The sequence below is a fragment of the Candidatus Erwinia dacicola genome (genome assembly GCF_001756855.1).
Lineage (GTDB): Bacteria > Pseudomonadota > Gammaproteobacteria > Enterobacterales > Enterobacteriaceae > Erwinia > Erwinia dacicola.
In genome coordinates this window covers 1-15,617 of the sequence record NZ_MAYS01000025.1, presented here as the reverse complement: position 1 = coordinate 15,617, position 15,617 = coordinate 1, and the positions used below count along the sequence as shown (strand labels likewise).

The 15,617-nt window shown below is 58.1% G+C and carries 7 protein-coding genes and 4 pseudogenes; 3 read left to right on the top strand and 8 right to left on the bottom strand.

Annotation, left to right across the window (positions count from 1 at the left end; genetic code table 11):
• Together BBW68_RS15255 and BBW68_RS00605 are read left to right on the top strand one after the other, a co-directional pair.
• Positions 1 to 408 (top strand): annotated as a pseudogene (locus tag BBW68_RS15255) (transposase); the annotation flags it as partial.
• An 83-nt stretch (positions 409 to 491) separates the two neighbouring features.
• Positions 492 to 1,043 (top strand): annotated as a pseudogene (locus tag BBW68_RS00605) (ATP-binding protein); the annotation flags it as partial.
• On the opposite strand, the pseudogene amiC reads toward BBW68_RS00605, so the two are convergent.
• A pseudogene (gene amiC / locus BBW68_RS19315) lies at positions 1,025 to 1,195 on the bottom strand (N-acetylmuramoyl-L-alanine amidase); the annotation flags it as partial. The pseudogenes BBW68_RS00605 and amiC overlap by 19 nt on opposite strands.
• Positions 1,196 to 1,408: 213 nt before the next feature.
• Between amiC and argA the strand changes: the two are divergent.
• On the top strand, positions 1,409 to 2,782 hold the full coding sequence (gene argA / locus BBW68_RS00600; protein ID WP_186821234.1) for an amino-acid N-acetyltransferase: 1,374 nt from the start codon (positions 1,409 to 1,411) through the stop codon (positions 2,780 to 2,782).
• 48 nt (positions 2,783 to 2,830) lie between these two features.
• Here the strand turns inward: argA and recD are convergent, their stop codons facing one another.
• The 7 genes and pseudogenes from recD to BBW68_RS18180 all read right to left on the bottom strand — a co-directional run bounded on the left by recD (position 2,831) and on the right by BBW68_RS18180 (position 15,508).
• The gene (gene recD, locus BBW68_RS00595) at positions 2,831 to 4,666 is read right to left on the bottom strand and encodes an exodeoxyribonuclease V subunit alpha (RefSeq protein WP_070133571.1); all 1,836 of its coding nucleotides are present in this window, start codon (positions 4,664 to 4,666) and stop codon (positions 2,831 to 2,833) included.
• On the bottom strand, positions 4,653 to 8,198 hold the full coding sequence (gene recB, locus BBW68_RS00590) for an exodeoxyribonuclease V subunit beta (RefSeq protein ID WP_070133570.1): 3,546 nt from the start codon (positions 8,196 to 8,198) through the stop codon (positions 4,653 to 4,655). The genes recD and recB overlap by 14 nt, the downstream gene beginning before the upstream one ends.
• Complete coding sequence (ptrA, locus tag BBW68_RS00585; protein ID WP_070133569.1) at positions 8,195 to 11,080, bottom strand: pitrilysin; 2,886 nt, start codon at positions 11,078 to 11,080, stop codon at positions 8,195 to 8,197. Before ptrA ends, recB begins: the two co-directional genes overlap by 4 nt.
• A gap of 145 nt (positions 11,081 to 11,225) precedes the next feature.
• Positions 11,226 to 14,594, bottom strand: a complete 3,369-nt coding sequence (gene recC, locus BBW68_RS00580) for an exodeoxyribonuclease V subunit gamma (RefSeq protein ID WP_070133568.1) — start codon at positions 14,592 to 14,594, stop codon at positions 11,226 to 11,228.
• A gap of 11 nt (positions 14,595 to 14,605) precedes the next feature.
• Positions 14,606 to 14,833, bottom strand: a pseudogene (locus tag BBW68_RS20985) (IS1 family transposase); the annotation flags it as partial.
• A gap of 124 nt (positions 14,834 to 14,957) precedes the next feature.
• Positions 14,958 to 15,221 carry a DUF2509 family protein gene (locus BBW68_RS15245; protein WP_083264707.1) on the bottom strand — a complete coding sequence of 88 codons (264 nt, stop codon included), beginning with the start codon at positions 15,219 to 15,221 and terminating at the stop codon, positions 14,958 to 14,960.
• A gap of 17 nt (positions 15,222 to 15,238) precedes the next feature.
• Positions 15,239 to 15,508, bottom strand: a complete 270-nt coding sequence (locus BBW68_RS18180) for a helix-turn-helix domain-containing protein (protein ID WP_070133567.1) — start codon at positions 15,506 to 15,508, stop codon at positions 15,239 to 15,241.
• Positions 15,509 to 15,617 lie beyond the last annotated feature (109 nt).

Here is a 15,617-nt window from a genome sequence, read left to right as displayed (position 1 = left end):
ATCTTTGCAACAGTGCCCGCGTGTGAGCCGTTGGTTGATGCCCTGGAGGATAATAAGAGGGGAAGAAAGTTATGCCTCCCGCTTCATCGGGCTGATGTGTGAAAAAGAACCGCAGCTGAAATAGCACAACAACTGGCACTGGACTTCTACCGGATCCTGAAAACAAAAAACAAGCCACAGCTAAACAGATGGTTCACTGATGTCAGCGAAAGCGGTCCTGTTGAGCTCCAGCGTGTTGCAACCGGGATGGAAGCTGATGCAGCAGCAATATGTGAAGCTATAACCAGCAAATGGAGTAACGGTGTAGTCGAAGGACACGTTAATCGCCTGAAAATGCTGAAGCGGCAGATGTACGGGCGCGCCGGGTTCGAGTTACTGAGGCGATGGGTAATGAGTCCTCTGGCCTGAAAGGTTCCACCCAAGTTGCGGAAGACCCAAAGTTTGACTGCTGTTGACAGTTATGACCAGTTGCTACAAAAAGGATGCCTTCAGTGACTGATATCCATACGCTGGAAAGACTGCTGCGAAAACTGAGGCTGACGCGGATGGCTTCCGAATGGCACAGCCAGGAAAAACGCGCACTGGCAGAAGGCTGGACTCCTTCACGTTATCTGCTGTCGCTGTGCAGTGAGGAAGCGACGCATCGTAAAAGCGAGCGGCTGCGGCGTTATATAGAAGACACCAAGTTACCTACGGGTAAATTGGTGTCGGAATATAACCTCGCACAGGTGCCGGAACTGAACGCAGCCTAGGTCCGTCAGCTGTGCGAAACGACGGACTGGGTAGATGCGGGGGAGAATGTGCTGTTGTTCGGGGCAAGTGGGCTGGGCAAAAGCCATCTGGCAGCGGTCATCGTTGACGGCGTTGTAGGTCAGGGCTACCGGGCGCGGTTCTTCAGCGCTGGAGAACTGCTGCAGGAGCTGCAAAAAGCCCGTTCTCTGCTGAGACTTAACGAAGTGTTGCTAAAGTTAGATCGCTACCGGGTGATAGTGATAGATGACCTTGGTTATGTCAAACGTGACAATGTCAGCGCAAACTGCTTATTGGTCAGGCGCGAATAGGTTGAGAAAGGCCAGATGCGGATTGCGACCACGTGACTGCTGGCTGCCCAGCCTACCCGGCTAACGCTAAGCAAACATACGGCCCCGGTACCCTGTAGAAATCGCCGCTGGTTAAACGAAGTTGAATCGGTCATACAACTCTAGATGCTGTAATTTGTCTAATAAAAAGCGAATAAAGAAAATTTTGGAAAAACTTTAACGAATCCACTAGGCAGTGTCATCCCGAAAAAGCGAATAAATGCAATACATTAGACTGTTGGAAATGCGCGAGCGGGTGATAAGTAAGGATAAGAGTTACTTGCACCTAGGGCAAGGAAAGAATAAAAACACACTTTTACCGAATAATAATGCATAGAGGTTTTGCCGTGAAGGAACGTAGTACCGAACTGGTTCAGGGATTTCGCCATACTGTTCCCTACATCAATGCCCACCGTGGTAAAACGTTTGTCATTATGCTGGGTGGTGAAGCCATCGAGCACGATAACTTCTCCGGTATCATTAATGATATCGGCCTGCTGCACAGCCTCGGCATCCGCTTGGTGGTGGTGTACGGCGCCCGCCCGCAGATCGACGCTAACCTTGCCGAGCGCAATCTGGAACCGCTCTACCATAAACACACCCGCGTCACGGATGCTCAGTCTCTGGAGCAGGTAAAGCAGGTCGCAGGCTGTCTGCAGCTGGATATTACCGCCCACCTATCGATGAGCCTCAACAATACGCCTTTGCAGGGCGCGCATATTAATGTCGTCAGCGGTAATTTTATTATCGCCCAGCCGCTCGGCGTCGATGACGGGGTGGATTACTGCCATAGCGGGCGCATTCGCCGCATTGATGAAGAGGCGATCCATCGTCAGCTCGACAGCGGCACTATCGTGCTGATGGGTCCAGTGGCGGTCTCAGTGACCGGCGAAAGCTTTAACCTGGCCTCAGAAGAGGTGGCGACGCAACTGGCGATTAAGCTCAAGGCCGAGAAGATGATCGGCTTCTGCTCCGAGCAGGGCGTAACCAATTGCGATGGCGTGATTGTCTCTGAGCTGTTCCCAAACGAGGCGCAAAAGCGCATTGAAGAGCTGGAGAGCGACGAGGATTATCACTCCGGCACGGTACGCTTCCTGCGCGGTGCGGTGAAGGCCTGCCGCAGCGGCGTGCGCCGCAGCCACCTGATCAGCTATCAGGAGGATGGCGCCCTGTTACAGGAGCTGTTCTCCCGTGACGGTATCGGTACGCAGATTGTCATGGAGAGCGCCGAGCAGATCCGCCGCGCCACCATTAACGATATCGGCGGCATTCTGGAACTGATCCGCCCGCTGGAGCAGCAGGGTATTCTAGTGCGCCGCTCGCGTGAACAGCTGGAGATGGAGATCGACAAGTTCACCATCATTGAACGCGACAACCTAACCATCGGCTGTGCGGCGCTCTATCCGTTCCTAGAAGAGCAGATTGGCGAGATGGCCTGCGTGGCGGTTCACCCAGATTATCGCAGCTCTTCACGCGGCGAGGCGCTGCTGGAGCGCGTAGCGTTGCAGGCACGGCAGATGGGGCTGAAAAAGCTGTTTGTACTGACCACCCGCAGCATTCACTGGTTCCAAGAACGCGGCTTTATGCCGGTGGATGTTGAGCTGCTGCCGGAAAGCAAAAAAGAGATGTATAACTATCAGCGTCGTTCAAAAGTGCTGATGGTCGACCTGCGCGAAGCCAGCGTGCATACCCGGCAGAGTTAATCCCACCACCTCATGCTTACTCGGGTCAGGCATGCCTCGCCTGTTGTTTCATGCCGCCGTTAACCTTTCGACTAACCCACTACGGCGCCGGGTGCGCATTTTCACCGCGCTGTTAAACACCGCTTTATCGGCGTACAGGGTCAACTGCTGTTTGGCGCGGGTAATCGCGGTGTAGACCAGCTCACGCGTTAATACCGGCATCACTTGGTTTGGCAACACCATCAGCGTGTGCTCAAACTCCGATCCTTGGGATTTATGCACCGTCATCGCAAAGGCCGTATCGTGCGGCGGCAGGCGGCTGGGCTGTACCGTTTTAATCGTGCCATCCGGCAGCGGGAAAAAGACCTTTAGCTGCTGCTCGTCATCCAGCATCGCAATACCAATATCGCCGTTAAACAGCCCCAGCGCGCGGTCGTTACGGACGATCATCACCGGCCGCCCGGCATACCACTTGCCGTACAGCGCCATGTTGCGGCGGATGAGTCCGGCGGCACGCAGCACTTCCTCAATGCGCTCATTCAACCCCGCCACGCCAAATGGCCCCTCGCGCAGCGCGCACAGCAGCTGGAAGCAGCTGAAGGCCGACAGCACCTCCGCAGGTGATGCCCCGCTCTTCAGCCGCGTCAGATAGTCACGATAGCCAGCCACGCACTCATTCAGCAGCAGCTGATAGTCTTCGCTGCTGCTGAGCGCGTGACGGTTGATATCGCTAAAGCCTTGGGCAAAGACCTGCTCCACCCGCTTCACTTCACCGGCATTCACTGCCAGCGCCAGCTGGCCGATGCCTGAAGACTCCGTGAAGCGGTAGTTTTTGCGCAGCAGGCAGAGGGTATCGCGCACTTGGGGCGCGTAAGAATCGTCCCGCCCTGCCACTTCACAGCCGGTAAGGCGCGACAGTTCGGCAGCACGCTGCACGCTGTAGCCAGACTCGGCACAGCGGCAGATATCATCCAGCACGGCACCGGCTTCCACCGAGGCTAACTGGTCACGATCGCCGAGGAATATCACCTGCGCCTGCGGCGGTAGCGCGGCAATCAGGCTGGCCAGCATCGGCAGATCGACCATCGAGGCTTCATCCACTACCAGCACATCGAGGTGCAGCAAGTTAGCCGCGTGATAGCGCATACGCTGGCTGCCGGGCAGAGCGCCCAGCAGCTGGTGCAGCGTGATCGCCTCCTGTGGGAAACTTTTCAGCACCGCCGCATCCAGCTGCAGGCTCTGCAGAGTTTTACCCAGCGACTCCGTCAGGCGCGCCGCCGCTTTACCGGTCGGGGCAGCCAGTTCAATGCGTGGTGTACCCGGTGACAGTTCAATCAGGCTGGCCAACAGCTTTGCCACCGTCGTGGTTTTGCCCGTGCCAGGGCCACCGGAAATCACCGCCACCTGCCGCGTGAGCGCCACCGCCGCGGCTATCTTTTGCCAGTCATCGGGCTGCTGACCAAAGTAGCGGTCCAGCGTCATACGGATAAGCGCTTCTTCCAGCGTCTGCGGGATCGGCTGGCGCTGAATAAACTGCGCCACTTCGCCTTCGCTCTGCCACATGCGGTGCAGATACAGGCGCTGCTGATGCAGCACCAGCGGCGTTGCTGCGCTGCCGTCACTGACCGCCGACTGCGCCAGCAGCGTTGACCAGTCGTCCGGTGCGCCCGCTGCCTGCCACAGCGCCTGTGCCAGCTCGGGATGGCGCCCGGCGAAAAAGGCTTCCGGCTGAAGCTGATCCAGCGGCAGGCAGACGTGCCCCTCTCCCGCATCGCGGCTGACCAGCGCCGCCGCCAGCATCAGCGCGGGCTGCTGCTCGGTGGCCACCATGCGGGCAAATTGCACGTCGAGCGCGCGCAGCAGGCGCAGGCTCTGCGCCTGCTGCAGTGTTTCAGCCAGCGTCATAGGTACTCTCCGCTTGTTTGGCAAACAGCTGGTCGAGCGCCTCGACAAACTCCGACTCGGGCCGCGTGTTGTAGATGCCGTTTCTAGCATCGCTGCCGTCCAGACCGCGCAGGAACAGATAGATCACCCCACCAAAGTGCTGCTGGTAATCATAGTCCGCTAGGTGGTGGCGCAGATATCGATGCAGCGCGAGGGTGTACAGCTGATACTGCAAATCATAGCGGTGTGACTGCATTGCCTGCGCCATTGCCTGCTGGGTATAGGCGCTGCTCTCTTCGCCCAGCCAGTTGGATTTGTAATCCAGCAGGTAATATTTCTCCTGCCAGCAGAACACTAGGTCGATAAAGCCTTTTAGCATGCCCTTCACCTGATAGAAATTCAGCGGCGGGCAGCCCGCCGACAGCGGGTCCTGACGTACCAGCGCGTTGAGCGCTTCTGCTTTCAGCAGGCGTTCAATCGGCAGGTAAAATTGTAACTCCACCCGGCGCGCATCGGAGGGCAGCTGGTGTAGCGAGGCACCGCTGTCATTAAGCGGCGTGTGTAAAATGCGCGTAATCCACTCGCGCATCACCGGGAGCCAGGCTTCATCCAGCCCCTGTCCGCTCAGCTGCTGCATCAGCCACGCATCGTCAACGGCTTCAGTGAACTCCAGCGTTTTAAGCAGCCCGTGCAGGAAGGTGCCGGGCGCGGCACCACGCGGAAAGGTGTGCGGCGTCAGCTGCGGTAGCCGCTCGCCGCTAGCTTCCCCGGCGGCATCAACATCGAGCTGCGGCAACAGGTCCAGTGCCGTCGGCTGCCAGTGCTGTTGCAGGCCGGAGTAGCTGGTCACACGCCAGTCATCGCGCAGCGTACGCGCCATCTGCAGGCTACTCAGGCTTTGCGCTTCCTCCCGCTGCGGCTGCCACGGCGCGTTGTCAGGCTCGCCCGGTTCCACCAGTGACGTGGCTTCACTTTGCAGAGCCAGCAGGGCAGTGCGCAAACCCGCGGCATCAGCGGCTTCCCCCTGCTGCACCAGATAGCCCAGCGCGCTGCGGTGCAGGTCGCTGTTGCCCTCTTTTTTGCGGTTGCCTTTAATCAGCGGCGCAATGCCGACGCTGCAGTGATACACCGAACGGGTCAGCGCCACGTACAGCAGGCGCAGATCTTCCGCCAACCGCTCCTGCTCCGCCAGCTCCACACTCTCTTCGCCCTGCTGCAGATCGAGCAGCGCTTCAAAGGTCTGGCGGTCGTGATAGACGCCGTTATCCGCCTCGCGGTAGTTCGCCACAAACGGCAGCCACACCAGTGGATACTGCAGCCCTTTAGATTTATGGATAGTAACTATCTGCACTAAGTGGCGGTCGCTCTCCAGCCGCAGCTGCTGATTAGCCACCGCGCTGTCTGGCTGCTCAAGCTGCTGTGCCAGCCAGCGCACCAGCGCATGTTCGCTATCCAGAGTGGCAGCAGCCTCCTGCAGCAGCTCGCTAAGATGCAGCAGATCGGTCAGGCGGCGCTCGCCGTTGTCGGAGGCCAGCAGATTCTCTGCCATCTGGCGCTGCACCATCAGCTCTCGCAGCATCGGCAGTACTCCGCGCTTCAGCCAGCGCTGGCGATATCCGGCAAACTCATCCACCAGCGCATCCCAAGCGAGCTCGTCACGGCTCAGGGCATCCAGTGCCAAGGCATCCAGCCCAAATAAACTGCTGGCCAGCGCGCTGCGTAGCACTCTTTCCTGCTCAGGCGCCAGCACCGCCTGCAGCAGCCACAGCATTTCGCAAGCTTCCGTGGTGGTAAACACGCTGTCGCGATTGGAGAAATACACCGACGGAATATTGAGGCCGTTTAACGCCTCGCGCATCACCGAGGCTTCGCTGCGGCTGCGCACCAAAATAGTGATATCCGAAGCCTGCACCGGGCGCTGCTTATCGGCTCTACCAATCAGCGCTTTGCCTTGCTGCCCGGCGCTCAGCCAGCGGCAGATCTGCGCTGCACACTGGCGGGCCATAAACTGTTGGTAATCGCTTACCCCCACGCCTTCGCTCGACTGCAGCCAGAACTGTAATGCGGGCTGCGGCTGGCCGTCGAGGCTGAAACATAAACTCTGGTTCGGCTGCGCCGCGCTGACGGTGATAAAGGGGATTTCGCTAAACAGGAACGGATTGTTCTGGCGTAGAAACAGCTGATTAACGCCCTCCACCATCGCCGGTGAAGAGCGCCAGTTAGCCTCCAGCGTGTAGTGGGCGCTAACTTCGGCGCGCGCCTTCATATAGGTGAAAATGTTCGCGCCGCGGAAGGCGTAGATCGCCTGCTTCGGGTCGCCAATCAGCAGCAGCGCGCTGTCAGGCTGGCGCATGTACAGCGTCTGGAAAATGCGGTACTGCTGCTGGTCGGTATCCTGGAACTCATCGATCAGCGCTACCGGATAGCGCTGGCGAATGGCCGCCGCTAGTGCAGCGCCGCCCGGCTGCTGCAGGGCGGCATCAAAGCGCCCCAGCAGGTCATCGAAGCCCAGCTGCGCATGCAGGCGTTTCTCCTGCTGGGTGACAAAACGTACCTCGTGCAGCGCGCGGGCAATCACCAAGTCACGCAGCGATAGCGGCTCGGCAAGGAAGGCATCGATCTGGTCAAACAGTGCGTGGCGTGGCGGTTCGCCCTTTTTCGTTTTATCCAGCAGCATGCGCTGGCCGAAGCGCTCAAGATCTTTCGGCACCTCGTAATCCTCCGTCGCCTGCTGCGCCCACTGGGTGATTTTTTCCAGCCAGTTACGTAAGTGCTTACTATTATAGCTACGCCGGTCAACGTCGGAGACTTCTATCAGCGCCAGCAGATCGCCCGCCGTCAGCCACACCTGTTTCAGCGCGTCGATTTGCGCAATGATCTTCACGTGGCGCTGCTCCAGCGTTTCGTCAGGATGCGGCGCTGATTTCAGCGCGGGCGCTTCGCCCCCTAGCCATGGCGACAGAGTCTTCAGCAGCTGATCCGGGCCAGCCCACAGCTGGCGCACCACTCTGGCCACCGAAAGCGGTAGCGGGTAGCAGTGGCGGCGCCAGAAGTCAGCGGTCGCCCGGCGGTACAGCGGGGTTTCATCTTCTATCAGCTGCTGTTCGAACAGCATACCGGACTCGAACGCGTTGAGACTCAGCATGCGCTGGCAGAAGCCGTGAATGGTAAAAATTCCTGCTTCATCCATCTGTCGCTCCGCCGCCAGCAGCATGGAGGCTGCCCGGTCGCGATCGGGAAGTTCGACCATCAGTGCGCAGAGCATTGGGTTGCGGCTTTCGCCGCGCATGCAGGCTATACGCAACTCGTGGATATTGGCGCGAATACGCCTGCGCAGCTCGGCGGTCGCCGCTTCGGTAAAGGTCACCACCAAGATTTCTTCAACCGACAGCGGGCGGCTGAATGCCGCCTCGCCGCCCAGACCGAGCAGCAGCCGCAGATAAAGCAGCCCGATGGTGAAGGTCTTACCGGTCCCTGCTGAGGCTTCAATCAACCGCTCACCGTGCAGCGGCAGAGTTAACGGCTCAAGCCGCTCAGGACCCCGTTGGCTCATGGCGTATTCTGGCTCACCGGCAGCGACTGTTGCAGCGTGGAGAGGTCTTTCCACGTGGTCCAGCCTTTCTCTTTGGCATAGTCGGCTTTACCGCGGTGGCTGCCGGAAATCTGCGACAGCAGCGCCAGCCCGGTCGGTGCAATCACCGCCTGATGAAAAAAATCAGCCACCGACTGCGGCGTCAGCGCCTGGATCTGAGCAATCACTTTTTCGCGAGTATCGAACTTATAGTTCTCGCGGTCAAAGTCTTTGCTAAAGCGCCCTGCTTCTTCATCCAGCGTCTGCGGACGCTGCTTCAGTTCGTTGATCATCGCGGCCTGATACTGGGCAAAGTCCGCTTTGCTCATCTCCCGCAGGCGTTTTTCCGCCTTGGGGTAGAAGGCTTTGAAGCGGCTCAGCAGGAAAGCTGGCTGCCTGACGTTGCTCTGCAGCAAGAAGCCAATGCCCCACTGGCGGCCAACCGGCATCTGGAAAGCAAACACCGCATAGCCCAGCTGTTCTTCGGTGCGCAGCTGATTGTAGAACCACGGCTGGATAACCTGGCTCAGCATCGCGCTGCTGGCCATGCTCTGATACTCCTCGAAGCCAACCGGGACGTAGACTACAGCCAGCGCCGAATCGGTGCTGCTGCCCGCCTCCTGCAGGTTAGCCAGGGTTGGCTTAACGATGGTGACGTGCTCGCTGTGCCACCACTCATGGCCTTCACAGTTGAGCTGGGTTTTCACCTCGGTGGCCAGACTGCGCACCGCATCTGGGGTCATATTGCCGACCACCATCAGCTCCGGCGCAGACTGCTCCAGCAGCATTTTGCGATAGTCCATCAGCTGTTGCAGGCTAATGGCGGCCACCAGGCTGCGGCGCTCGCTGCGCTGGGTGTAAGGCAGCTGAGAGAGCAGCTGCGCAGGCTGGATAGCCAGCTCAAAGGCTTTGCCTTTGTCTGCCGCATCTAGGCGTTCCAGATACCAAGATTTCGCCTGTTCCAGCTGCGCCTGAGTAGGCATGAAGCTGGTGTAGCCCTTCAGCAGCTGGCTCATCAGCTTCGGTAAGCGCTGGGTAAAGCCGGTGGCGCTGAAGGTCACGCCGTCGTTTTCGCTGGTGGAGAAGCTAATGCCGCCTACCGACGCCTGCGAGCTCAGTTCATCCAGAAAGACGCCCGCTAGATAATCATTCAGCGAAAACATGACCTGGTTCTGGGCCGTGCTCATCGCCGCCTTATTACGCAGCACGAGGGTGATATTAGCCTTCGGCTCGTCCGCGTAATACTGGCTTGACATATAGAACACCCGCAGCCCTTGCTGATTCATCAGCTTTTGCGGATGCGGATAAGCCTTACCGGCTTTAATCAGGCTGAAATCATCGGGAATATACGGGTTAAGCACCGGCAGCGACAGCTTGATTTCATCGCTTTCCACCTGCCAATCATTAAAGCGCTGGGCGCTGATTTTGTCGACCTGATAGGGGGCATCAACAAAATAAGCCGTTTTGTTGTGCGGCTCTTTCGGACTGATAAACCAAATACGCGCATTTTCCGGTATCATGCCGTCCAGTCGCGCTCTGATAGCCAGCGCATCGTAGTCATCGGCGATATATGGGGCCACTAGCGTATCGGCGACCGGGACGCGCAGCATGGTGTCCACCAGCCATTCAATGTAGTTCATATCGCGGGTGATCGACGGGTAGCGGAAATTGAGGTCCAGCACGTGCGCTACTTCATCAAAGTAGCGCTTATCAATTCCCTCGCTGCGCAGCTGGTTGAGGTAGCTGAACACCGCCGCAATCACCTCATCTCGATTTGTCTGGCCTTTATCGGTCAGCGAAATCGCAATCGAGAATACGCCGCTGTTACGGTCGATAACCGGATCGGCCCCGGCATTGATCGAATCGGCTAGGCCCTGGTTTTGCAGCCAGTCTGACAGCGTGTTTTTGCTGCGGTTGCCAATCAGATAGCCAATCAGCGTGTCGGTTTTGCTGCGAAATTTATCGCTATTGTTATCAATGCGGAATTCGATTTTCAGCTGTTTGCGCGGCTGGGCCGGCACGTAGTGAATGATGATGCCTTTTTGTTTATCGGTCACCACCGGTACGCTAATATCCGGTACCTTAGCGTTGTGATTGGCGACGCGACCAAAGGTCGCCGCGGCAATTTTTTGCAGCTCCGGCAGCGGCTGGTTGCCGTAGATCACTGCCTTCATCAGGTTGGCGGAGTAGTAGCAATGATAAAACGCAGTAAGCGCATCGTGCAGCTTGCTGCCGGGCTTGTCGCGCAGGGTTTCCAGATTGCCGCCTGAGAAGCGTGAACTCGGGTGCGCGGGGTTAAGCGTTTCCGCACCAACCTGCGCCATACGCAGTCCGTCACGCGAGCGCGCCATCGTCAGCTCAGCGTTGACCGCATGGCGTTCGCGGTCGGCATTCACCGGGTCGAGCAACGGTTCGGCAATGACATCGGCTAGGCGATCAACAGCGGGTTGCAGCGCATCGTTTTCCACTTCTAGGTAGAATGTGGTGCGGTAAGACGCGGTGCTGGCGTTGTGGCTGCCGCCGTGTTTTTTGAGGAATTCAGCGAGGTTATCCGGCTGCGGATAGCGTTTTGACCCCATCAGCACCATATGTTCCAGATAGTGCGCTAGGCCAAGCTGGTCGGTGGGATTTTCCAGCGACCCAACCGGCAGCGTCAGCGCCGCCAGCGATTTGGTTGCTTGTGCATCGGAAACCAGCAGCACGGTCATGCCATTGTCTAACTTGATGGCCTGGTACTGGCGAGGATCCTTCTCACTTTTGCGGATGGTTTCAATAATCGGTTGCCATCCATCCTGCGCCTGAACCAGCGGGGCGAACAACGTGACAGAAACAAAACAAGCTAACCAGACTGCATAACGACGCATTCAAACTCCTCAACGGGCTGTTATTCTCAGACTTTCTGCCGGTTGAATATCGGCTTACAGATTTCAGCGCACGGCTGTGCCACGCATGCTAAGTAACTAGGTCAAAATACTACAGGATGTCAGCCTGAATGTCCTGAAAACATGCTTAATCCGGGCGATGATGCTGCAACAACGGTAACAGCCAGCGTTCGGCCTGTTCAGTCATCTCCTGCACGCCGGTCTCATCCAGCGTACGCAGCAGGCGTTGCAGGTACGGGTCGTTGCCCTCACCGTCAATTTGATAATTGCCCTGCCAGCACTGTAACAGCTTTGCCCGGGCCTTTTTCTGCGTGGCATCATCGCGCTGCACCACGCCGGTTTTATCATCAAAACACTCTTTGAGCCAAGCCCCACCGGAAGCGGTGAGCAACAGCGGGGCACACATGCCCAGCCGGTAACCGTCAATATGGTGAGCCAGCTGCTGCAAAGCCTGCTCTGCTGGCAGCGGCGGGAAGCGCCACTTGCTCCCTTTGCGCCCCATCATCACGCTGCTGCCGCTGCTACCCAGCGCGCAATACACCAGATGCTCCAGCCAGAGCGTCAGGCCATCGTTAAAGTTGAGAATTCCTGGCCGCCAGCGCAGCAGGCCGTTATCCTGCACTTGGGTCAGCCAGCCGCTTAACGTCAGACCGCCGATTTCCAGTGCAATTTCCCAGTTTTCCGCAGTGGCACGCTGTTCTCGTATGCGCCCGGCCAGTTCGCTCATTTCCTGCTCCTGCTCTTGCCAGAATAGTTCACCAAATGCACCGTAGGGCAGCGCCCCGGCGGCACGCTGACGCGCGTACAGACGGTCACTCTCGCTGCCGTCGATCAGGCTGTTCAGCAGCTGTGAGTTGACCTGATAACGGCTGAGACCGTCGAGGGAGAACGGCTCCGTATCCGGTAGAACGGTCTCTTCCAGCTGGAAGCTGACTCCGAGGCGCAGGCTGAAGAGTGCCCGTACCGGGTGGCGCCAGAAGAGCACCAGTTTGTCAAAGCTCAGTATCTCTTCGCTTTCATCCGGCAATGCCTGCATAAATCGGGGATGTGCCGTACCGCGGGCGGCGGCGGCGGGCAGCCACTCGGCGGCAAAACTACGAAACTCCGCCTGCTCACGATAATTCTCTGCCGCGAACGGCATGCGGCTGTGCACATAGTGCAGATGGTCGATTAGCGCCTCAGCGCTGCTATCAACGTCCTTGTTATGATCGGCGGCTAGGCAGAAGCTCTGACTGATGTACTCCACTAATTCACTGACCAGCACTGAAGGATATCGTTCGGTATTATCCTGAATCGAGCGGCCGATATAGCTGATGTACAGCCGCTGCTGCGCCGAGTTGAGCGCTTCAAGGAACAGGTAGCGGTCATCGTCGCGGCGGCTACGGTCGCCCTTCTGCACCTGCTGGTTCATCAGGTCAAAACCGAGAGGCGGCAGCGTACGCGGATAAACGCCGTCGTTCATGCCCAGCAGGCATACCACTTTGAAGGGGATAGAACGCATTGGCATCAGGGTACAAAAGTTGACCGGCCCGGCGAGGAAGCGCTGGCTGATTTGCTGCTGGTCGAGGCGCGCCGCCAAGTCGTCACGCAGGATGGTAAGCGGCACCGCCGGCTGATAGCCAGCCTGCACCCCGTAGGCGATCGCCTGCTGCCACTGTTCTTCTATCAGCGCCAGCGCCGCTTCGGTTTCGGCATCGAGGGTGAAGAAGTCATCAAGCAGCTGGCGGCACAGCGGTAGCCACACCGGCAGCGCACGCGCCTCGCTCAGCCACTGCCGCCAGCGGTGTAGTTGGGCGAGGAGTTCCGCGAGGTTGCCCGCCAATTCAGCAATCAGCCCGCTAGACTCGTCATAGGGCAAGATGCCCTGCCAGTCCCCCGCTTCGCTGTTCATCGCATAGCCTAACAGCATGCGAGTCAGGCCGAAACGCCAAGTGTGCTGGCCGGTGGCGGGCAGCTCCAGCTCTCGCACGTTGTCATCATCCAGCCCCCAGCGAATGCCGGATTCCGCTACCCAGTGACGCAGCAGGCGCAGCCCCTCTTCATCGACCGCAAATCGGGCGGCCACGGCGGGTACTTCCAGCAGCGCCAGCACCTCTTCGGCGGTAAAGCGGCTATCCGGCAGACTGAGCAGGGAGATAAACACCTGCAGCGCCGGGTGCGCCTTGCTGGCGCTGCGGTCAGAAATCGCGAATGGCAGCATGCGCTCTGGCGGGGCATTGCCAAATGCCGCCTGGATAAACGGCGTATAGACGTCGATATCCGGAACCATCACGATGATATCGCGCGCGGTGAGGGTCGGGTCGGCGTCCATCATCGCCAACAGCCGGTCCTGTAACACTTCAACCTCTCGCTGCGGGCTGTGGCAGAGGTTAAGAGAGACCGAGCGGTCCTGCGCTGCCAGTACGCGCTTGCTGCTGCTGGTAACCCACTCACTCTGCTTCAGGCCAATCGCTGCATGATCTTCCAACTCCAGCAGGTCGCGCTTCAGCGTTTGCAGCAGGTTTACCGGCTCGATATCGACAAAGGCGAAAACTTCGTTTGCCTCCATTTGCGACAGCAGATAGAGGTTGTCACGCCCGAGTTTTCCCCAAGAGGCCAGCAGCGGATTGCTCAGCTGCTGCTCGCCATCGGCATTGAACAGCGACGAGGCGTTCTCGACGTCACGGAACTGCGGAACTTCACGATTGTCCTGGTAGTGGCGGCGGTTGCGGCTTTGCAGCTTTGCCAGGAAGCAGTAGTCCTGAATATCGCCCCAGTAGTGGCGGCAGGGGTTAGTGAACAGCAGATGGATATCAATGTGTTTGCCCAGCGCTTGCAGTGCCTGAAGATAGACTGGGGGCAGCGCGGAGATGCCGCAGATAAACACCCGGTCCGGCAGGTTAGGAAAGCGCGTGCTGTCGCTCTCCAGCCTAGTGATGAAGCGCTGATAGAGATTGGCACGGTGCCATTCCGGCTGGCCGAGATGATGGGTATATTCCACCAGCGCCGCCCACAGAGGAGCCTGCCAGATCTGCGCCTCGCCCAGTCCGTCAATCAGCTGCCCCTGCTGCCAGCTGTTCAGCCACTGAGGGCGATAGACCAGATACTGGTCAAACAGGTCAGCAACGCGTGAGGAAAGCTGGAACAGCTTACGCTTGTCGTCATCGTCGCTGAGGTAGTGGCGCAGAATGGTGAAAGCGTCGTCTGCCAGCATGGCGGGCAGGATCGCCATCAGCTTCCAGCTCATGCTGGATTTGTTAAATGCGCTCTCTTTCGGGATCTCCGGCAGTACGCGCACGAACATATCCCAAAGAAAGCTGGCGGGCAGCGGGAAGTCAATATTCGCCGCAATGCCAAACTCTTCGGCCAGCGACATCTGCAGCCACTGCGCCATACCCGGGCTCTGTACCAGTACCACCTCCGAACAAAGCGGATCGCGCAGCGGCTGGTTTTCAATCTGCCAGCAGGCCAGCGTTTTTAACAGATCCAGCTGATTGGAGTGGTAAACGGTAAACATGTCACAGTCCTTTAATTTTTGCTGACGGCTACTGTAACCCGTTCGGCACGGTTTGAAAAATGGCATCTGTTAAATACCGTTCGCTCGCTGTGCTTTTCGATGAATGAGCCGATAACTTTTTCGTGGACCTCGATGGAACGTGAAAAGCAAATCGTTTTGCGGGCCAGACGCTTAATGCGGGTGCGGAGTGTCAGGGTGTTACGCTCAATGCGTTGCGTAAAAATCTTACCCGTCAAATGTAGCTGCGTCAGTTTTGCGCTGCGCCCGGCGGGGCCGATCGCCTGCGCGGTGAGCAGCTGGAACCCTAGGCCGAACGCCTGCTAATAGTGCACCAGGGCCGTAAAGCTCAGGCTGAACCCCTGCTCATTGGTCAACATCACAGTCTCCTTTCTCCGCCAGCGGGCAGAAATCCAGCCAGCCGTGCGGCAGTGCGCGCACGCCGTTGCCAGACCGTTCTTCGACCCAGCGATACCACGGCAGAACCGTAGCTGGGGGTGTCGCTGATGATATCGAGGATACCCTAAGTATTTTAGCGTCTGCTTCGTCATTACGCCGGTTACAACGCCTGTCCTGCCAGTCGGCAGAACGCTTCACCCGCAGTGATAGTTGCGCACGCGATACGCTCATGGCACGGCTGACCAGTGCTATTCCCCGTCCTTTGGCAACAAGGGCGCGTGCGTTATCCAGTTTCGCGACTGGCCGTACTCCACGGCTTCTTTCAGGATCTCAACTTCCATCGTCTTCTTGCCCAGAAGGCGCTGGAGCTCCCGAACCTGCTTCAAAGCAGCAGTCAGCTCAGAAGCTGGAACGACTTCATCTTTGGCCGCTACGGCGGTGAGACTGTCTTCCTGATATTGCTTCTTCCACTTGATGGTTAGGAGATTGAATTGCCTCTTCTGAGAGCGCCCAACCATGAATGTCAGAACGAACTATCCCTTTAATGTGGCGGACGTGCGTAGATTTAAGTATGAAAATGCAGTTTTTGTCGTGTTTTTAACCGGAAAGCTATTTTTAGGCACACTG

Coding starts and splice junctions, on each gene's coding strand:
- recC (WP_070133568.1), bottom strand. CDS start 14,594: ATGTTTACCGTTTACCACTCCAATCAGCTGGATCTGTTAAAAACGCTG.
- ptrA (WP_070133569.1), bottom strand. CDS start 11,080: ATGCGTCGTTATGCAGTCTGGTTAGCTTGTTTTGTTTCTGTCACGTTG.
- recB (WP_070133570.1), bottom strand. CDS start 8,198: ATGAGCCAACGGGGTCCTGAGCGGCTTGAGCCGTTAACTCTGCCGCTG.
- BBW68_RS18180 (WP_070133567.1), bottom strand. CDS start 15,508: ATGGTTGGGCGCTCTCAGAAGAGGCAATTCAATCTCCTAACCATCAAG.
- argA (WP_186821234.1), top strand. CDS start 1,409: ATGCATAGAGGTTTTGCCGTGAAGGAACGTAGTACCGAACTGGTTCAG.
- recD (WP_070133571.1), bottom strand. CDS start 4,666: ATGACGCTGGCTGAAACACTGCAGCAGGCGCAGAGCCTGCGCCTGCTG.
- BBW68_RS15245 (WP_083264707.1), bottom strand. CDS start 15,221: ATGAGCGTATCGCGTGCGCAACTATCACTGCGGGTGAAGCGTTCTGCC.